The following is a 17,949-nucleotide window of genomic DNA, read 5'->3' as shown; positions in this document are numbered from 1 at the left end:
ACCCCCCGGATCATGCATACGACAGGGGCGGTAAGTCATACCAGGCCGGGCGACCGAGAGTCCCCGGCTGGGGACGATCAAAAAGGTAACGGGGGCGGATGGGGCGACGACGGCGGCGGCCGGCGAGCAGATGCTCGCCGGCCGCCGTCAGGGTCGAACCGGGCTGATCACCCCGGAGGGGATCAGAACGCCTCCTCCGGGAGGTCCATGATCTCCAGGTCGGCGCCCTCGATGATCCGCCGGTCGGCGCCGATGCGGGGCAGCACCTCGCGGGCGAAGAACCGGGCGGCGGCCACCTTGCCGGTGTAGAACGCCTTGTCGGCGGCGGAGACCTCGCCGGCCAGGGCCCGCAGGGCCACGTCCGCCTGCTTCTGCAGCAGCCAGCCGACGACCAGGTCGCCGATGGCCAGCAGGAAGCGGCGGCTGCCCAGGCCGACCTTGTAGAGGCTGCGGGTGTCGCCGCCCTGCGCCTCGCCGAGCCAGCCGGTCATCACGCCGAGCATGGTCTGGATCTCGGCGAGCGCCTTGCCCAGCGCCTGCCGCTCCTCCTTGAGCTGACCGTTGCCGCCCTCGGTGGCGATGAACTCCTGGATCTCGCCGGCGACCGCCATCAGGGCCTTGCCGTTGTCCCGGACGATCTTCCGGAAGATGAGGTCGAGGCTCTGGATCGCGGTGGTGCCCTCGTACAGGGTGTCGATCTTGGCGTCGCGGACGTACTGCTCCAGCGGGTAGTCCTGGAGGAAGCCGGAGCCGCCGAAGGTCTGCAGCGACTCGTGGCCCAGCAGCTCGTACGCGCGCTCCGAGCCGACGCCCTTGACCAGCGGGAGGAGCAGGTCATTGACCCGCTTGGCCAGCTTGGTGGCCTTCTCGTCGCCGGCCGCCTCGGCGATGGCGACCTTGTCCTGCCAGCTGGCGGTGTAGCAGACCAGCGCGCGCAGGCCCTCGGCGTACGACTTCTGCAGCAGCAGCGAGCGACGCACGTCCGGGTGGTGGGTGATGGTCACCCGCGGGGCGGTCTTGTCGGCCTGCTGGATCAGGTCGGCGCCCTGCACCCGGTTCTTGGCGTACTCCAGGGCGTTCAGGTAGCCGGTGGAGAGGGTGGCGATCGCCTTGGTGCCGACCATCATCCGGGCGTACTCGATGATCATGAACATCTGCCGGATGCCGTCGTGCTTCTCGCCCAGCAGCCAACCCTTGGCCGGCACGCCGTGCTCGCCGAAGGTCACCTCGCAGGTGTTGGAGACCTTCAGGCCCATCTTGTGCTCGACGTTGGTGGCGAAGACGCCGTTGCGCTCGCCCAGCTCGCCGGTGGTCTCGTCGAAGTGGTACTTCGGCACCACGAAGAGCGACAGGCCCTTGGTACCCGGGCCGCCGACGCCCTCGACGCCGACCGGACGGGCCAGGACGTAGTGGACGATGTTGTCGCTCAGGTCGTGCTCACCCGAGGTGATGAAGCGCTTGACGCCCTCGATGTGCCAGGAGCCGTCGGGCTGCTGGATCGCGCGGGTCCGACCGGCGCCCACGTCCGAGCCGGCGTCCGGCTCGGTGAGCACCATCGTGGAGCCCCACTGCTTGTCGATGAAGAGCCGCGCCCACTTCTTCTGCTGCTCGGTGCCCTCGACGTGCAGCACGTGCGCGAAGGACGGGCCGGAGGCGTACATCCAGATCGGCGCGTTCGCGCCGAGCACCAGCTCGGCGAGGGACCACCAGAGCGCCCGCGGGGCGTTGGTGCCGCCGAGGGAGTCGGGGAGGTCCAGCCGCCAGAACTCGGAGTCCATGAACGCCTGGTACGACTTCTTGAACGACTCCGGCAGCGGCGCGGTGTGCGTGGCCGGGTCGAAGACCGGCGGGTTGCGGTCGCTGTCCGTGTAGCTGGCCGCGAGGTCCTCACGGGCCAGGCGGTCGACCTCGGAGAGGAAGCTGCGGGCGGTGTCGACGTCCAGGTCCGAGTACGGCGCCTGGCCGAACGTCCGGTCCGCCCCGAAGACCTCGAACAGGTTGAACTCGAGGTCCCGAAGGTTGCTCTTGTAGTGGGTCATGCTCGCTGGCCCCGCTTCCGGACAGGTTACCGATCAGTAACCCCGACTGTATTACTCACCGGTAGCCTGCGACAAGCCAATGGGGGAAGTGACGGCGATTACACACCTGCGGTTCAGCTCTCGTTCGGCCCGTGGCAGGACGGCGCAGGGGCGCGCGCCGGCTCACGCCTCCGCCGCGCCGACCTCCCAGCTCGGCACCGGGACGGTCGCCCCGGTGCGCGGGCCGGTGTACTCCATCAGGACCAGGGCGATGTCGTCATCCAGCCGCCCGTGCACCCACTCCACCAGCGCGGTCTCCAGCGAGGCGAGACCGTCGCCGACCGTGCCGTGCCCGAGCAGCCGCCAGGCCCGGTCGGCGGTCGGGAAGAACTCACCGTCACGCCGGGCCTCACCGAGCCCGTCGGTGAAGAGCAGCAGCCGGTCGCCGGGCTCCAGGCGTTCCACCCGGGGGCGCACCACCGGCATGAACCCCAGCGGCGGGGCGGGCGCCGGCGGCTCCAGCGGGATCACCGCGCCCCGACGCAGCAGCAGCGGTGACGGGTGGCCGCAGTTGACAATGGTCAACGTGCCGCCCCGCTCCTCCACCACGGCCGCCGTGACGAAGTCCTCGTCGCCCACGTTGCGGGCCACCGCCCGGTCCAGATCGGCCACCACCGCGCGCAGGTCGGCCCGCTCGTACGCGACGTGCCGGTAGGAGCCCAGCACGATGCTCGCCAGCCGGACCGCGTCCAGCCCCTTGCCCCGGACGTCCCCGATGATCATGCGGACGCCGTACGGGGTGTCGATGGCCTCGTAGAGGTCGCCGCCGATCTCGGCGGTGGCCGTCGAGGAGATGTACCGGGCGGCCACCGCGAGGGTGCCCACCTGCGGCCCGAGCGGTCGCAACACCGCCTGCTGGGCGACCGACGCCAGCTTCGACAACTCGGCGATCTGCTCGCCCTGCCGCTGCCGAAGCGCCGCCACCGCCGCCGCGATCCCGCTGGCGAAGGCGATCCCGGCGAGGTCGACGGCGGTGACCAGCGACGGGGTGGGTTCGGTCAGCGCGAAGCTGGCCCCGAGCACCGCGGCGACCAGGCCGATCCCGAGCACCACCCGCCAGGAGGCGAACGCGGCGGCCAGGATGGGGGCGGCCATCATCAGCGCCACGTAGTGCGCCGCCCGGCCGTCGGCCAACTCCACCGCCGAGATGATCGTGAGCAGGCCGAGGGCCGCGCCGACGCCGGCGCGGGATCCGGGACTCAGCGGGCCGCGGCCCAACTGGAAGGCATGCGTGCGTACGAGGGACAGCATGCCTGATGGACGTGAACCGGTGAATGAACCTGACCCCTCGACCGAGGGTGTTCCGACCGGCCGGACGGTCACGACGAGCCGATCGCCGTCAGCCGAGGACCTCGTACTTCACCGTCAGCTCACCCAGGCTCACCGAAGCGATGCTCTCGAACGCGGCGCGGGACAGGTCGAGGCAGCGCCCCTCGATGAACGGGCCACGGTCGTTGATGCGGACGGTCACCGACTTGCCGTTGTCCGGGTTGGTGACCCGGACCCGGGTGTTGAAGGGCAGCGTCTTGTGCGCGGCGGTCAGCGCGTCCGGGTTGAAGGTCTCGCCGTTGGCCGTCAACTGGCCCTCGTCGTAGAAGGACGCGCCGCACGAGCCGCTGTCCACCACGGTGCTCTTCGGGGCGGCCTTCTTCGTCGTCGCGCTCGGCTTCGGCGTGGCGGTGCGGGTCCTGGCCCGGGAGGCCACCTGGGCGGACCGGGTGGCCTTCGGGCTGGCCGTGACGGTCGGCGACGGGCTGGCGGTGGAGGACGCGGTGGCGCTCGGCGAGGTGGTGGCGCTGGGGCTGACCGCGGCCGGCGCGGTGTCGGCGACGACGGGGGCCGCCGCCTCGCCCGAGGTCAGCTGCACGGCGCCGACGGTGCCACCGACGGCGAGCACGACACCCACGGCGGCGGTGGCGGCGATGCCGGCCGGCGAGGAGAACATGCGGGTACGGGAGTGCCTACCAGCCACCGGACCGGTCCTTTCGTCAGCTGAACAAACCGGGTCGGACCGTAACGAGAGAAGCACTTCGGAAGTCAACGTGATCATGGTGGTATGGTCCGAATTGCAGCGATACGTATAGCCGATCATCCGACGGCGCGGGGGCCGGACGGGCCAGCGCCGCGCGGCGTAGCAGCGATGGGTGAGGATGGACGGATGGCCGATGAGCTGCGCCGGCGTCTGATCGAGCTGTTCCGCTGGGTCGATCCGGGGCCGGGCAGCAGCCACCTGGTCAGCGACGTCTCCGGCTGGTGGCGCGACCCGCAGGTGCTGGCCGGGCTCGGGCCGGCCCTGGCCGCACCGTTCCGGGACGCCCGGCCGACGGTGGTGGTGGCCCCGGCCGTCACCGGGCTGATGCTCGGCCCGCTCACCGCCACCGCTCTCGGGGTGGGCTTCGCACCGGCACACAAACCGGGCGACGGGCGACTGCCGGCCGGGCCGCTGACCTGGTCCCGGAGCGACCCCGACTTCCGCGGCCGGCAGGTGGACCTGGCCGTGGTGGACCGGCGACTCGGCCCGGACGACCGGGTGCTGGCGGTGGACGACTGGGTTGCTACCGGGGCGCAGCTGCGGGCGATCCGGGAGATCTGCGCCGTCCGGGGCGCCACCTGGCTCGGCGCCTCGGCGGTGGTGCGGGACTGCCCGCCTGAGGTGAGCCGGGAACTCCGCCTGCACGGGCTGCTCGACGCCGCCCAACTGCCCGCTTGACCTGAAGCGCGCTTCAGGTCCCATGATCGGCGCATGGACCACGGCATCCTGGACGAGGCGTACCGACGGCTGCACCGCACCGGCCCCGAGTTCGAGGGCTGGCTCTCCAACCACGGGCCGATGGCGGTCGAGGCGCTGGTCCGGCACGGCCACGACCGCAGCGTGCACCGCTGGCTGGACGACTACCTGCGCCGGCTCGACGAACCGCCGCGCGGCCAGCACCGGATCGAGGACTGGCGGGAGGCCCTCGGCGACCCGAAGCGCGCCGGCGACTGGCTGGCCCACTTCGACCGGGAGCTGCGCGAGCGCCCCTGGCGCGAGGTGCTGGGCACCTGGTGGCCACGGCTGCTGCCCGGCATCGCGGCCGGCGCGACCCACGGCGTCATCCGGGTCGGCCACGCCGTCCGGGCGCTGCGCGAGGACGGCTCCAGCCCGGACCGGGTCGCCGAGCTCAGCCAGGCCCTCGGCTATTGGGCGGCCCGCTGGCAGCCGGTGCCGGGCCTGCGCCTCAATGCGGCGTCCCGTCCCGACGGTCCCGACGGTCCCGACGTGGCCACCGCGCTGGCCTCGGTGCCCCGGATCGACGATCGCACCGGCGGCATCCGGCAACGGCTGGCGCGGCTGTCGGGCGTACCCGGGTGGGACAGGGCGGTGGCGGCGCCGCGCCCGGCGCGGACGCCCGCCGAAGCGGAGCGGGGGCTGGTCGCGCTGGTGCACCGGGCCGCGCTGGACTACCTGCGGTACGGGCACGAGAACCCGGTGATGCTGGTGCACGCGGTGACCGCGCCCACGGCCGTGCTGCGAACCCTGCCGGCGCTCGACCCGGCGCTCTGGGCGCCGAGCCTCACCGCGGCGTGGTCGGCCACGGCAGCGGTGACGGCGGTGTACGCCCCGCCGCGCGGCACGGCGATCCCGGCCGTCACGCCCGGCACCCCGGCGGAGGTGTTCGCCCGGGCCGCCCGGCACGGCGACGCGCACGTGGTCAAGCTGGCCGACGCCGTGCTCGACGCGCACGCGGCGACCGGCGACGAGCGGGTGCTCGCCGCCGCCGGCTACGCCGGCCAGCTGATCTGAACGAACTCCTCCACGGCGGTGCAGACCCGGCCCAGCACCTCCGCCGAGCGCGCCAGCGGACCGGGCACCAGCATCCCGTGGTGGGCGTCGGGGACCTCCAGCACGTGCGGGGTGAGCCGGCGCCGATTCCCCACGACGGGAAATCGGTGCTGGGTAACGTCGGCATGATGTGGCCTCGGATCGGTGGACTGCGCACGCTCGCCCTCGGCACCCCGGGGCGGATGCGGACCAACCTCAACACCCTGGTGCTGGCCGGGGTGAAGACGGCGACCGCCACCCTGCTCACCGAGTACGCCGAGGAGGGCGAGGAACTGGAGCACACCAGCGAACGGCTCGTCCTGCTGGACGACGTCGACGCCCTCGCCGGGATCGTCGAGGTCACCGGCGTCGAGGTGGTCCGCTTCGCCGACGTCCCGTGGGACTTCGCCCGCGCCGAGGGCGAGGGCGACCGCTCGATCGAGGAGTGGCGGGCGGGGCACGCCGCCTACTGGGCGCGCGTCGGCACCCCGGTCACCGACGACACCGAGATCGCCTGCCTGCGCTTCCGGCTGGTCTCCGGGGGCGACGGCGGCGTCGCCACCGGAGACCTCAGCACCTGAGGGGGCCGGATCAGGCGGTGCGCAGCTCGGGCAGGAGGCGGGTGGCGACGTCCACCAGGACGGCCTCGTCGCCGGCGTACCAACTGCTGGCCCGGGGCCAGTGCGTGATGACGTCGGTGAAGCCGAGCGCCGCCGCCCGGGCCACCTGCTCGGCGAAGAAGTCGGCGTTGCTCAGCGAGAAGGCCGGCGCCGAGTCCAGCGACAAATAGCGGTCCACGGTGGCCGGGTCCCGACCGGCGGCGTCCAGCGTCAGGTCCAGCCGGGCGCAGACCTGCCCCACCCCGTCCCACCAGCTCGTCAGGTCGTCGCCGCCGGTGCCGGTGGTGACCCAGCCCTGCCCGAAGCGGGCCACCAGCCGCATCGACCGGGGACCGTTCGCGGCCACCACGAACGGCACCCGGGGCTGCTGCACACAGCCCGGGTTGTTGCGGGCGTCCACCGCGGCGAACCAGTCACCCCGCCAGGTGACGCCGTCCTCCCGCAACACCAGGTCGAGCAGCTCGGTGAACTCGCCGAAGCGGTCCACCCGCTGCCGGGGCGGCAGGGTCTCGCCGCCCAGCACCGCCGAGTCGAACCCGATGCCGCCCGCCCCGAGCCCGAGCAGCACCCGGCCGGCGGACACGTCGTCGAGGGCGGTGACCTGCCGGGCGAAGGCCGCCGGGTGCCGGAAGTTCGGCGAGGCGACCAGGGTGCCGAGCCGAATCCGGGAGGTCACCGTCGCGGCGGCGGTCAGGGTGGCCATGGAGTCGAACCAGGGACCGTCGACCAGATCGCGCCAGCCCAGGTGGTCGTACGTCCAGGCGTGGTCGAAGCCCCACTCGTCCGCCTGGCGCCAGCGGCGCTGCGACTCCGACCAGCGCTGGTCGGGAAGGATCACGATGCCAATCCGCATGATCGCCAGGGTACGGCCCGACCCGACCCGGGCCACCCGACACGGGTCTGTTCATACATCGATCATCTGTATATAGTCCGGCGCATGGCGGCGATGCGTGAACCGACCTTCCTGATCCTCACCGCGCTCGCCGGCGGTCCACGGCACGGCTACGGCATCGTCCAGGACGTCGCCGTCCTCTCCGAGCAGCGGGTGACCCTGCTCCCCGGCACCCTCTACACCGCGCTGGACCGGCTCACCGCCGAGGGCCTGGTGGAGCCCGACCGGGAGGAGACCGTGGACGGTCGGCGGCGCCGCTACTTCCGTCTCACCCCCGAGGGGCACGCCGCCCTCGGGGCCGAGGCCGGTCGGCTGCGCCAGCTCGCCACCGCCGCCGAGGCCCGGCTGCGGGCGTTCCGCCCCGGCACCGCCTGAACCGCCAACTCACCCGAGCCACGCAGCACCATCCCCGCCGTCCCGCCAGTCGGCGGGACCGCACCCCGCACCACCCGAGGCGAGACCGAGCCCCCGGAGGGAAGGCAATGGCATCGACCGGCGACCCGCTCGCGCGCCGCTACCGCCGCCTGCTGTGCTGCTATCCGCGCGCCTACCGGCGGGAGCGCGGCGACGAGCTGGTCGCCCTGCTGCTCGACACCGCACCGCCCGGACGGACCAGGCCACGGCTGCGGGAGGCCGTCGACCTGATCCGGAACGGGATGCGCTGCCGGCTCGGCCGACCGGCCAGCAGCACGGTCGTCGCCTGGGCGGCGCTGGCCGCGGTGGTCTGCGGGCTCTTCAGCGCGGCACTGTCCGCCCGGGTCGCCTGGGAGACCGCCCGACCGCTGCCGGGCCACGCCGAGACCGGTGCGATCTTCCGGACCGTGCTGCCCGACCGCGAACCGGACGAGATCACCACCCCGTCGAGTTTCTTCGGGTACTACACCCAGCCGCTGACGCTGCAGGCCCTGGACAACCTGCTCCTCGGCGACGGCGGGGAGTACCAGCAGACCGCTACCGGCGCCTGGGCCGCCGGCCCGCCACCCGCCCCGCCCGGGCAGACCGTCGCGGTCGCCCAGCGTCGGCTCCGGGAAGCCGGCTGGCACCTGGACGGGGTCACCGTGCAGCGCTCGGACGACTGCGCCGACAAATTCTGCGCCGCCGTCGTGCCGGTCACCTACACCACCCTCGACGCCAGCCGGGGGGACACCCTTCTCACGGTCACGGTCAACTCGCGGCCGGAGCCCGACTACCCGTACCTGTCGATCGGCCTGCGCCGCACCACGCCGCCGCTGGTCCTCCCGGCCGCGATCGGCGGCGGGCTGCTCGGCGCGCTGGCCGGCTGGCTGGTCTTCGGCTGGGCCAGCCGGCGCACCGAGACGCCCCACCCGGCCCGGGCGGTGGCGAAGGTCCTCTTCGGGGTGACGCTGCTGCTGTGGTGGCTGCCGATCCTGGTCGCCGTGCCGTCGGTGGCCAGCCACCATGGCGCGGAACAGCACCCCCAGTGGCATCCGTTCTGGGAGTGGCTGGGCCAGCCGACCTTCTCACTGTTCTTCCTGGTCGGATCGGTGAGCGCGCTGCTTGCGATCGCCCTGGCCGCCCTGCCCCGGCGGGACGTCGACCGGGTGCAGACCCTGGTCGCAGGCTGAGCCTCCGGTCAGCCCGCCGCCAGCTTGGTCAACATCCGGGGCAGGTGCGGGTCGAGGGTGGCCGGGTCCGCCGCGGCCACCTCGGCGGGCGTCCACCACCGGACGGCACGGAACTCCCCCGGGTCGGGCGTGAGCGGCTGGTCCCGACGACCCGCCAGCACGTACCAGAGGCTCACGTCGACGTGCCGGTCCTCGGGTGGGCCGACCGTCGGCGTGACGGTGAGGAAGAGCGGACGCTCACCGGGCTCCGGCGGGAAGACCGCCGGCACGCCCAGTTCCTCGACCACCTCCCGGCGTACGGTCTGCGCCGGATGTTCGCCGGGCTCCACGTGGCCGCCGGTGGGCAGCCACCGCCCGGCGTTGCGGTGGTCGACCAGCAGGACGCCACCGTCGGTGGCGTCGCGCAGCAGGAAGTACGCGACGAGGTGCGGCGACGGGGTACGGGGCTTCGCCCGCCGGAAGACGTCGTCGGTCGCCGCCAGCCAGTCGAGGCACTGCGCCCGGTGCGCCGCCTCCAGCTCGTCGAGGGGCGCGATCGACTCGACCAGCGCCCGGATCTCGTCCAGCACCCGCATGTCGGGCATCCTGCCAGTCACCCTCGGCGCACGGTGTCCGCCGCGGCGCGGACGAACTCGCGTACCCGCTCGGTGGTGTTCGTCTCCAGCCAGACCGGGCCCCGCCGGATGGGCGGCGCGTCGTGGATCGGCACGTAGGCGACGTCCGGGCGCGGGTAGTACCGCCGGGTGTGCTCGCCGACCGGCAGGACGCCACGGTCCATCGCGACCAGCGAGAGCATCTCCGAGAAGGTGTTGCCGACCGGTCCCCTCGGCACCGGACGCCCGGACGACGTGCGGTCCGGCGTGCGGTCGCGTTTGAACTCCGCCGAGGTCACCGCCGGGTACTGCACCACCGGGTGGTCGGCGAGGACCTCCAGGGAAACCGACTCCGCGCCGGCCAGCGGATGCCCGGCCGCCACCGCCAGCACCCGACCCTCCGACAGCAGCGCCGGGCCGTTGGCCATGCCGTCGAACGGGTACGCGGCGATGAGCACGTCGATCGAGCCGTCCACCAGGCTGGACCGGGAGTTCGCCAGCTGGGCCTCGTGGACGTGCACCTCGCAGTCGGGGTGCCGCTCGCGGAACAGGTTGACCGCGCGGAGCAGCACCGGCGCGGTCCACTCGCCGAGGAAGGCGACCCGCAGCTCGCCGGTGACGCCCCGCCCGGCCTCGACGGCCCGCCGGACGGCGTCCTCCATCCCGGCGACCAGCGGCCGCAGGTCGTCGGCGAGCCGGTGGCCGATCGGGGTGAGGCGGACGACCCGGCTGGTGCGCTCGAAGAGCGGCGCGCCGATCCGCCGTTCCAGCTTCTTCACCACGTGGCTGATCCGCCCGGTGGTGACCCGCAACCGCTCGGCGGTCCGCCCGAAGTGCAGCTCCTCGGCGAGGGTCAGGAAGGTCTCGACCTCGTGCCGCTCCAGCAAGCCGGGCTCCCGTCGTTGAATCCGGTTCAACGATCGTAGTCCGATCGCGGCTTGGTGGCGTTCCCCGCTCCGACCAGGCTGGAAGCCGGCAGACAAACCGCGACGCCGAGGAGTGCGCAATGAGTACGACCACCGTCACCGAATACCTCGCCGGGCTCGACGAGCCACTGCGGGAGATCGCCGCGAAGCTGCGGCCGGTCATCGAGGCGGCGCTGCCCGGCGCCACCGGCGTCGTCTGGCACGGCCACCCGGCCTGGGGTCGCGGGGACCGGCCGGGACGGGACCCGGTCTGCCTGGTCAAGGCGTACCCGTCGTACCTGACCTTCGGGCTCTGGCACGGCCAGCAGGTTGACGACCCGTCCGGCCGGCTGCTGCCGGGCGCCCGGTCGATGGCGTCGGTGAAGCTGCGGGCCGCCGACGAGGTCGACCCGGCCCTGTTCGGCGACTGGCTGCGCCAGGCGTACGCCCGGGAGGCGGCGTGAGCGCCGTACGGGTGACCGGCTTCGACCATCTGGTGCTCACCGTCGCCGACGTCGAACGCGCGCTGGGGTTCTACTGCGGACCGCTCGGCCTGGCCCCGGTACGCGTCGACGAGTGGCGGGCCGGCAAGGTGCCCTTCCCCTCGGTGCGCGTCGACACCGGAACGATCATCGACCTGGTCCACGGCCGGCGGGGATCGGCGAACGTCGACCACTTCTGCCTGGTGGTCGCGCCGCTCGACTGGCACGAAGTGATCGCCGCCGGCGTCTTCGACGTGGTGGAGGGGCCGGTGGGCCGGTTCGGCGCCCGGGGCTCGGCCACCTCGCTGTACGTCCGCGACCCGGACGGCAACGTCGTCGAGCTGCGCTGGTACCCGCATGATTGATCAGGGCCGGTCGCCCACGGGGTGGTGATCGGCGCGGTCGGGCCGCCTGAGCCGCGCCGGTCCCCCGCAACCCGCTTGCTCACCGCCACCTGGCGACGGTCGGCCAGGCAGGTGCATCGCCTCAGAGGTGCTGGACGATCTGGATCGGATTGCCGTCCGGGTCGGCGGTCCAGGCGATCAGGAGGCGATCGAGCCAGGGGTGCGGCGCGGCGAGGGCGGGAGCGCCGTCGGCGGTGAGCCGGGCCCAGGCGGCGGCGGTGTCGTCGGTCCAGAGAATCACGGCGGCCCGCTGTCCGTCGGGCACCGGGTCGAGGCCATGGTCGTTCCGGATGGAGCTGACCGATGCGATACCGATCCGGTAGCCGTCGAGCGTCAGGTCGACGTGGATCGGCTCGCCGTCGGTCGGCACCCGGAAAGTCTCGGTGAAGCCCAGCCGCGTGTAGAACGCCACGGCGCGCGGGACGTCGGCGCTGAACAGGACGACCTGCGGGGTGCGGAACATCGACACCAGCCCTCCTGCGACTAGCCGACGAAGATGCAGAACGGGTGACCGGCGAGATCGGCGTAGACGCGGAGCGGCTCGTCGGGGTCGTCGCTGCGGTCGTACCGCAGCCGACCACCGAGGCGCATGACGCGCTCGTGCTGCACCTGCAACTCCTCGACCGACGCCACGGTCAGGTCGAGGTGCAGCTGCTGCGGCACCCGGTTCTCCGGCCAGGTCGTCTCCGGCAGCTCGTCGACCTGCTGGAAGGCCAGCTGGGGAGCGCCGTCGGGGATCCTCAGCACGAGCCAGTCGCGACCACGCTCATCCGCCTGCCCCGCTTCCGGCGGCTCGTCACCAGGCCGGTAGACGAGGCCCAACAGAGCTCGGTAGAACTCCGCGAGGGACCTGGCGTCGGTGCAGTCGAGCACCACCGAACACAGCCTGGGCACGCTTTCCCGGTCGACCATATCGATCACCTCCGCCGCCATTCTGCAGGTTGCTACGGTCACTCGGGTGATCGAGGAGCTGACGCGCAGATATCTCCGAGCGGTCGATCAGGCACTTCCCGGCTACGTGCGACACCTCTACGTCGTCGGGTCCGCCGCGCTCGGTGCACCTCGCGAGGCGCATGGCCCGGGGATGCCCCGCCCGACCGGCAAGGTGACACGCGGACCGGGGCCACCTCATGGAAGCGGCCCCGGCACCGGCACTTCAGTTGAGTCGATCGGTCCAGGCAGCGCCGAGGATCACCTGGTACGCGCTGATCCGTACCGGCGAGAGGGTCAGCCGCTCGTGAGCGAGCAGTTCCCCTGTGTTGGGGTCGAAGATCAGCAGGGACTGCGCGTTGTGGTCGCGGTCGTCGAAGGTGATGGCCACGCCCTTCCGGCCGGCCCGATCGGTCACCTGACCGCGCCACCGGAACCCAGGTACGTCGGCGAGGACCCGCAGGATCTCGGCGCGGGTCCGACGCGGGACGACGTACCGCCCGTACACCGTGCTCACCTCCTTGCTGACCACGCCGGCCCCGAACCTGACCTTGAGCAGCTCCGTCAACCGGGTCCGGTCCGACGGCAGCGGCGCGAGATCCATCGGTGGCAGCGGCACGCGGGCAGGCCCGGAAGCGGCGGGTGCCGCAGCCTTGGGCTCGAGGTTGCGCTGCCAGTAGTCCCGGGACTCCTGGTCCGGATACTGCGGCTCAAGCTGGATCGTGACCTGCTCACCGGTCCCGTCGGCCGCCTGCCAGACCTTGGTCTCGTCCGCGAAGGCGACCTGGTGGCGACCGTCGGCGGACGTCATCACCGGGTCGCCCCACGTCTTCGTGTGGTGGTACATGTACCGGCCGGTGCGGTTGTCGTACTCCGCGTCGACGAGCCTGCTCGCCAACACGCGCAGCTGGCTCCCCGCATCACGGCTGCCAGAGCCGTACGCCACCGGCACGAGCACCACCCCCGGATCCGCCCCGGGCGGAGTGGCGATCTCCGAGGTGTCCGGGCTGGACGTACCGAAGGTCTGGGCGATTGCTGCGGCCCCGATCGCGACGGCCATCGTCCCGGCGGTCAGAACCAGCCTGCGGGTCGGGCGTGCCCGACGGCGATGGGCGACCGGCTCGGCGATTGCCTCTGCGCGGTTGATCAGGTCGTGTGCCGACAGCCGGGGCGGTGCGATGGTGCTGTGCCGGGCCGGGTCGATCGGCTTGAGGAGGGTGCGCGCTCGCTCTTCTCCGAACATCACAGAGCCTTTCGAGGACTGGCCAGCACCGGCTGCTGCGCCGGTGATCCTGATCGGTACGACATCGCGTCGTTGAGGCGTCTACGGGCGCGGTGCAAGCGCACTGCGGCGGTGGTGCGGGTACAGCCAAGGACCTGGGCGGCCTCGGGAACGGTCAACTCCTCCCAGCCGACCAACCGGAGGATTTCCTGATCGAGGTCGGCGAGGGTGGCCAGAGCGGCCTGGAGATCGGCTACCCCCACGGTCGCGTCGGCGCCGGACGATCCCGGTTTATGCAAGAGGCCAGCGTCGGCAATCGGTAGTACGTCGGGCGCAGCTCTCCGAGCTCGCCATTCGTTCGCAAGCAGGCGCCGAGCCACCCCGTACAGCCAGGGCAGGCTGCGGTCCGGAACGTCGCGGCGGCGCCGCCAGGCGATGACGAACACCTCCTGAGCGAGTTCAGCCGCCGCGTTCAGATCGGCAAGCCGACGCTGGCCGTACTTCACGACCGGTCCGTACTCGGCGGCGTAGACCCTGGTGAACCAATCCCCATCGCGTTTTTCCGGTGGACCCATCCAAGACTCCCGCCTGGTCGACGAACTCCCACCCTGGCTTGTGTCACCACCGGTCCGATGATTACCGCCGCCGACCCACCCCCGCACGCACCGAACGGCGGCTCGCGGCATGCCGCCGTTGGCCTGTGTCGACCCCTACGTCGGGCACGGCGCCAAGGCTCGTGGTCGTCGCGGGCTGAGAGCCTGAGTGGGTGGGACTGGACAAGGGGACCGCAGCTCGGCTCGCCGAGGCACGCCTGGCGGAATGGCGACGCCTCGGCTATGCCGAGTGGCGTGCGCTCCTCGATGACAAAGAGCTGCGCCAGGTCGTCGACCAGGACGGCCAGCGGTACAGCGTGGTCAGCTACGCCCTTGATGACGGCGACGGGCGTGTCCGCATGTCAGTAGCGGTGGACGATGGCGGCTGGTCCGCATTCGTCCCGCTGGTGCGAGGCGAGATCATGAACCCGGATGGCACCTTCCTCGCGTGACCTCTTCACTCAGTTCGTCACACCCCCCAGGCAAGCTGGCCGCTACCGATCAACACCAGTGCAGCATCGGCCTCGCAAACCTGGAGGAAACCGTGGCGGTCACCGCCGATGATCTCGACGCAGCATTGTCCAGCGTTGTTGCCAGCCTACGACCGGCGACCGATCTGGACTGGTTCGCGCGGGCGGGCAGCCTGGAGTGGGACTGCTGGCACACCGCCGAGCACATCGGTGATTGCCTGATGTCGTTCGCGGGTCAACTCGTGGCCCGGCCGGAGGAGCGGTTTGTGCGCTTCATGGCAACCGCCGACAAGGACGCTTCCCCGGAACAGGTACTGGAGTTCGCCGAGGCGGGTGGCCGTATTCTGGCAGCCACGGTACGCACGTCCGGACCGGATGTTCGGGCCTACCACCCCATGGGTCAAGCCGATCCGGAGGGCTTCGCCGCGATGGGGTGCGTGGAGACGTTGCTGCACGGCGATGACATCGCGCAGGGCTTCGGTCTCGCCATCGATCCACCACGTGACGTGTGCGCCCGGGTACTCGCTCGGCTGTTTCCGGAAGCGGCGCAGGAACTGGCCAGGGTGGACCCGTGGGCGGCGCTGCGTTGGTCCACGGGCCGGATCGAGCTGCCGGGACGTCCCCAGCTGAAGGAATGGCGCTGGCGCGGTGCTCCGCTGGGGCGAGTGATCCCATGAGACGCGATGCCATCCCGCAACCACCCACGGACCCGGTGGACTGCCGACGACCTTGGCCATCCTGCAGCTGCGCGAGGGGCCGCTCCACGGGTGCCTGGTGGAGTTCTCCCATGAGCACCAGGGCACGACACCGCGGTGGGAGTCACCGTGCCCTGTGATCCGACAGCTGATGTGCGACGCGGTTCCGTCAGGTGATGTGCGGCAGGTACCGGCGATCTAGGGGGCGGCAGGTTTGGCCGCCGACGAAACGTCCTGTCATGGCCGGACAACAGATGCCCAACCAGCGGTGTTCGTCAACGGTCTGGCTATGGTCCTCGCATGGTTATCAACCCATCCGTTGCCGTCGCTGCCGCCTTTCTCGCGGACGGACCTGCCGATGGCGTCGACCTCAGCCTGTTCGGACAGTTCGCCGGGTCGTGGGTGCTGGACTGTACGGAGTATGACCTCGACGGGTCCTCGAGTGTTCGCCGAGGTGAGTGGCACTTCGGGTACGGGTTGGGCGGGCGGGCGACCACCGATGTCTGGATCCTGCCCGAGGTCGAACACGGTGTCAGCGTGCGGTTTCCCGATCCCGCAGCCGATGCGGGCGTATGGCGCTCGACGTGGGTGGGACCGGGCCGGCGTCGCACGCACACGTTCCTGGCCTCCCGCATCGGAGGAGACATCGTGCTCGACGGCGGTGATCTGCGATGGACGTTCTCTGACATTGAGGCCGGCGAATTCCGCTGGCGTAACGAGGCACAGCAGCCCGACGGAACGTGGCGGCTGCAACAGACGTTCCGGGTCTGGCGGCAGACCTGACCTCCCGCTCGCCGTCGCTCCGGGTCACGCCTTGAACCCATCCGAATGTGCCGAAACAGGCGCTGAGGTGTCGCAGATCAGTTGGCAGACGCGTGTCGAATGGCGGGCCAAACTGCCTCTCGGTGAGCATGGCGGCCAAGGCGTACCAACTGCTGCGCGCGGTACTGATGACGGCGGCAACGCAGGTCGACCGGAAGAAGGCCAAGAAGTCGGCACGCTGGACCTGTCTTGACCGGTAGGTAAGGTCGTCCGCATGGCTGACGCTGTCGTCATTCCCGGCGCCTGGTTCGGACCGGGCGCTCCCCTGCTGATGTATGCCGGCGATGTGGCGGAGCAGCGGGGCGCAACAGTACATCGGTACTCGTGGTCCCAGGAGTTTCCGAAGCCTGATCAGCCAGAAATCGAGAGCTGGGTTGGCGGTGAGATCGTTCCACTGATCGACACCATTAGCGGTCGCCCACTGCTGATCGGCAAGTCGCTCGGCACGAACGCGGCAGCGATTGCCGCCGAAAGATCCTTGCCCGCCGTGTGGCTCACGCCCTTGCTCACCCTGCCGTGGGTGGCTGATGCGTTGGGCCGCGCAACCGCGCCGTTCCTGCTCGTGGGTGGCACTGCCGACAAGCTATGGGACGGTGACATCGCCCGCCGGCTGTCGCCCCATGTGCTAGAGGTGGAAGGTGCGGACCACGGTATGTACGTACCCGGCCCGCTTACCGAGTCGATCGCGGTGCTCAGTCACGTCGTGGTCGCCGTGGAGGAGTTCCTCGACGCTATTGGCTGGCCGAGCTAGTCACCCGGTCTCGCATCGCTGCTGTTACCCGGAAGCGGATTTGCTCGTGGGGCAGTCGTAGACCGTCCAGCCTCCCCGGACGGGAGCTCAACCGGACGGCGTGACCGAGGACCACAGGCCGAGTCCTCGCAGGCCGCGCTGATCTACCAGCACGCCTGCTGCCCCCCAACGCACCGTCAGTTTGGAAGAGCGTGCTCAAGAGGTCGTGATGCCCCAAACGCCTGCTCGCGACGGCCGGTCCGGTGCTATCTCGTGCCCGTTCGTGACCGCTGGGCCTCGCGGCTACTGGCCCGTGGACGGCCCACGACAGTCCGTCGCGTCCAGCGCTCTGACCTTGCGCTCTCACCCATGCGCCAGTCCGGTTGGCTACTGTCTTTTGGTGCCTGAACCCGACGATGCCGCAGACGGAAACCTCCAGGCGCGTTCGCGACGCCCACGAGCATGGCTGCTGTCGGTTGTCGCGGTTGCCTCCCTAGTTGGCGTGCTGATCTGGCTAGTAGACCCCTTCAAGACAGACGCCCAGCGCTACGCGTCTCAGATCAACGTCCGCGGTTACGAGCGAGTGCACGACTAATAGATTTTGGTACGGGGCCTGCGCGGGAGCGCTCCGCAGTCGCCGTCTTCGTTGGACCTCCGGATGACAATGTCCTTGCCCGCGTGTCGGGACCTGGACTCGTTGTCAACGCTGAAACAGAGGATCTGGGCTTCCGCAAGAGCGCCTTGATCGGTTACGGCAAGTGGCACGGCTGCGGCGTGCGGGTCAAGCGGTGGAAGACCAGTGCTACGCCGCCGCGACACTTCGAGCTGACGGCCGAGCACCTGGCCGCGTTCAGGGCGGGACAACTGTCGGTGCTGTCCGTATCTGTTGGATGCATTCCATAGCAGCCGAGCCGGATCTTCGCGGTTCGTGAGCTCCGGGCTGTTGAAGCGGATCTCCTCGTCGGGCAGGCGCCAGACCATCCAGCCTCCTCGGACGGGGACAAGGTGGAGCGCCGCCTCACCAGCCGAACGACGTTCGCCCCGTCCGGGGAGACTGGTAGCCCTTGTGGTGCCCGGCGAGGCGATCCGCGGCTGATCTCTGAGGAGGGTCGGGTTCGGGGCGGA

The 17,949-nt window shown here is 71.1% G+C and carries 22 protein-coding genes; 11 read left to right on the top strand and 11 right to left on the bottom strand.

From position 1 onward, the window contains the following. Positions 1 to 182: 182 nt before the first annotated feature. From M2302_RS17710 to M2302_RS17700, 3 genes are all read right to left on the bottom strand, one after another. Positions 183 to 2,039: an acyl-CoA dehydrogenase gene (locus tag M2302_RS17710; protein WP_280838971.1), complete on the bottom strand. Its 1,857-nt coding sequence runs from the start codon at positions 2,037 to 2,039 to the stop codon at positions 183 to 185. Between the two features lie 162 nt (positions 2,040 to 2,201). Continuing rightward, a complete protein-coding gene (locus tag M2302_RS17705) occupies positions 2,202 to 3,329 on the bottom strand; it encodes a PP2C family protein-serine/threonine phosphatase (protein ID WP_280838970.1) in 1,128 nt (375 codons plus the stop codon). 88 nt (positions 3,330 to 3,417) lie between these two features. Next, positions 3,418 to 4,050, bottom strand: a complete 633-nt coding sequence (locus tag M2302_RS17700) for a septal ring lytic transglycosylase RlpA family protein (protein WP_280838969.1) — start codon at positions 4,048 to 4,050, stop codon at positions 3,418 to 3,420. Positions 4,051 to 4,236: 186 nt separating this feature from the next. Here M2302_RS17700 and M2302_RS17695 point away from each other — a divergent pair, with 186 nt between their 5' ends. Together M2302_RS17695 and M2302_RS17690 are read left to right on the top strand one after the other, a co-directional pair. After that, positions 4,237 to 4,788, top strand: coding sequence for a phosphoribosyltransferase (locus M2302_RS17695; protein ID WP_280838968.1), 552 nt, complete (start codon positions 4,237 to 4,239; stop codon positions 4,786 to 4,788). Between the two features lie 33 nt (positions 4,789 to 4,821). After that, positions 4,822 to 5,862: a questin oxidase family protein gene (locus M2302_RS17690; RefSeq protein WP_280838967.1), complete on the top strand. Its 1,041-nt coding sequence runs from the start codon at positions 4,822 to 4,824 to the stop codon at positions 5,860 to 5,862. Here M2302_RS17690 and M2302_RS17685 read toward each other — a convergent pair. Then, positions 5,841 to 5,996, bottom strand: coding sequence for a hypothetical protein (locus tag M2302_RS17685; protein ID WP_280838966.1), 156 nt, complete (start codon positions 5,994 to 5,996; stop codon positions 5,841 to 5,843). The two genes, M2302_RS17690 and M2302_RS17685, sit on opposite strands and share 22 nt — an antisense overlap. A gap of 33 nt (positions 5,997 to 6,029) precedes the next feature. Between M2302_RS17685 and M2302_RS17680 the strand changes: the two genes are divergently transcribed. Then, the gene (locus M2302_RS17680; protein ID WP_280838965.1) at positions 6,030 to 6,461 is read left to right on the top strand and encodes an ASCH domain-containing protein; all 432 of its coding nucleotides are present in this window, start codon (positions 6,030 to 6,032) and stop codon (positions 6,459 to 6,461) included. Positions 6,462 to 6,471: 10 nt separating this feature from the next. Here M2302_RS17680 and M2302_RS17675 read toward each other — a convergent pair whose 3' ends face one another. Beyond that, positions 6,472 to 7,353, bottom strand: coding sequence for an LLM class flavin-dependent oxidoreductase (locus M2302_RS17675; protein WP_280838964.1), 882 nt, complete (start codon positions 7,351 to 7,353; stop codon positions 6,472 to 6,474). Positions 7,354 to 7,446: 93 nt separating this feature from the next. Between M2302_RS17675 and M2302_RS17670 the strand changes: the two genes are divergently transcribed. Both M2302_RS17670 and M2302_RS17665 read left to right on the top strand, forming a co-directional pair. Continuing rightward, the gene (locus tag M2302_RS17670; RefSeq protein ID WP_210778976.1) at positions 7,447 to 7,767 is read left to right on the top strand and encodes a helix-turn-helix transcriptional regulator; all 321 of its coding nucleotides are present in this window, start codon (positions 7,447 to 7,449) and stop codon (positions 7,765 to 7,767) included. Between the two features lie 107 nt (positions 7,768 to 7,874). Continuing rightward, positions 7,875 to 8,978, top strand: coding sequence for a hypothetical protein (locus tag M2302_RS17665; protein WP_280838963.1), 1,104 nt, complete (start codon positions 7,875 to 7,877; stop codon positions 8,976 to 8,978). 8 nt (positions 8,979 to 8,986) lie between these two features. Here M2302_RS17665 and M2302_RS17660 read toward each other — a convergent pair whose 3' ends face one another. Both M2302_RS17660 and M2302_RS17655 read right to left on the bottom strand, forming a co-directional pair. Beyond that, positions 8,987 to 9,562, bottom strand: coding sequence for an NUDIX domain-containing protein (locus tag M2302_RS17660; RefSeq protein WP_280838962.1), 576 nt, complete (start codon positions 9,560 to 9,562; stop codon positions 8,987 to 8,989). 8 nt (positions 9,563 to 9,570) lie between these two features. Continuing rightward, positions 9,571 to 10,458, bottom strand: coding sequence for a LysR family transcriptional regulator (locus M2302_RS17655; RefSeq protein WP_280838961.1), 888 nt, complete (start codon positions 10,456 to 10,458; stop codon positions 9,571 to 9,573). A 119-nt stretch (positions 10,459 to 10,577) separates the two neighbouring features. Here M2302_RS17655 and M2302_RS17650 point away from each other — a divergent pair, with 119 nt between their 5' ends. Both M2302_RS17650 and M2302_RS17645 read left to right on the top strand, forming a co-directional pair. Continuing rightward, the gene (locus M2302_RS17650) at positions 10,578 to 10,940 is read left to right on the top strand and encodes a DUF1801 domain-containing protein (RefSeq protein WP_280838960.1); all 363 of its coding nucleotides are present in this window, start codon (positions 10,578 to 10,580) and stop codon (positions 10,938 to 10,940) included. Next, positions 10,937 to 11,323, top strand: a complete 387-nt coding sequence (locus M2302_RS17645; RefSeq protein WP_280838959.1) for a VOC family protein — start codon at positions 10,937 to 10,939, stop codon at positions 11,321 to 11,323. The genes M2302_RS17650 and M2302_RS17645 overlap by 4 nt, the downstream gene beginning before the upstream one ends. Positions 11,324 to 11,444: 121 nt before the next feature. Here M2302_RS17645 and M2302_RS17640 read toward each other — a convergent pair whose 3' ends face one another. From M2302_RS17640 to M2302_RS17625, 4 genes are all read right to left on the bottom strand, one after another. Continuing rightward, positions 11,445 to 11,825 (bottom strand): VOC family protein, encoded by a 381-nt coding sequence (locus M2302_RS17640; RefSeq protein ID WP_280838979.1) that lies wholly within the window; start codon positions 11,823 to 11,825, stop codon positions 11,445 to 11,447. A 20-nt stretch (positions 11,826 to 11,845) separates the two neighbouring features. Continuing rightward, positions 11,846 to 12,295, bottom strand: a complete 450-nt coding sequence (locus M2302_RS17635; RefSeq protein ID WP_280838958.1) for a VOC family protein — start codon at positions 12,293 to 12,295, stop codon at positions 11,846 to 11,848. Positions 12,296 to 12,518: 223 nt separating this feature from the next. Then, positions 12,519 to 13,535 carry a CU044_5270 family protein gene (locus tag M2302_RS17630; RefSeq protein ID WP_280838957.1) on the bottom strand — a complete coding sequence of 339 codons (1,017 nt, stop codon included), beginning with the start codon at positions 13,533 to 13,535 and terminating at the stop codon, positions 12,519 to 12,521. Further along, positions 13,535 to 14,089, bottom strand: a complete 555-nt coding sequence (locus M2302_RS17625) for a sigma-70 family RNA polymerase sigma factor (RefSeq protein WP_280838956.1) — start codon at positions 14,087 to 14,089, stop codon at positions 13,535 to 13,537. The genes M2302_RS17630 and M2302_RS17625 overlap by 1 nt, the downstream gene beginning before the upstream one ends. A gap of 191 nt (positions 14,090 to 14,280) precedes the next feature. Here M2302_RS17625 and M2302_RS17620 point away from each other — a divergent pair, with 191 nt between their 5' ends. From M2302_RS17620 to M2302_RS17605, 4 genes are all read left to right on the top strand, one after another. Beyond that, positions 14,281 to 14,559 carry a hypothetical protein gene (locus M2302_RS17620; protein ID WP_280838955.1) on the top strand — a complete coding sequence of 93 codons (279 nt, stop codon included), beginning with the start codon at positions 14,281 to 14,283 and terminating at the stop codon, positions 14,557 to 14,559. Next, positions 14,556 to 15,254, top strand: a complete 699-nt coding sequence (locus M2302_RS17615; RefSeq protein WP_280838954.1) for a hypothetical protein — start codon at positions 14,556 to 14,558, stop codon at positions 15,252 to 15,254. Before M2302_RS17620 ends, M2302_RS17615 begins: the two co-directional genes overlap by 4 nt. A 318-nt stretch (positions 15,255 to 15,572) precedes the next feature. Beyond that, positions 15,573 to 16,055, top strand: coding sequence for a hypothetical protein (locus M2302_RS17610; protein WP_280838953.1), 483 nt, complete (start codon positions 15,573 to 15,575; stop codon positions 16,053 to 16,055). Positions 16,056 to 16,308: 253 nt separating this feature from the next. After that, the gene (locus M2302_RS17605) at positions 16,309 to 16,845 is read left to right on the top strand and encodes an alpha/beta hydrolase (RefSeq protein WP_280838952.1); all 537 of its coding nucleotides are present in this window, start codon (positions 16,309 to 16,311) and stop codon (positions 16,843 to 16,845) included. Positions 16,846 to 17,949: the final 1,104 nt, after the last annotated feature.

The organism is Micromonospora sp. A200 (genome assembly GCF_029893845.1).
In the GTDB taxonomy this organism is placed as follows: Bacteria; Actinomycetota; Actinomycetes; order Mycobacteriales; family Micromonosporaceae; genus Micromonospora; species Micromonospora purpureochromogenes.
Note: the sequence above shows the minus strand (reverse complement) of the source record. Positions and strands in the feature narration are given on the sequence as shown.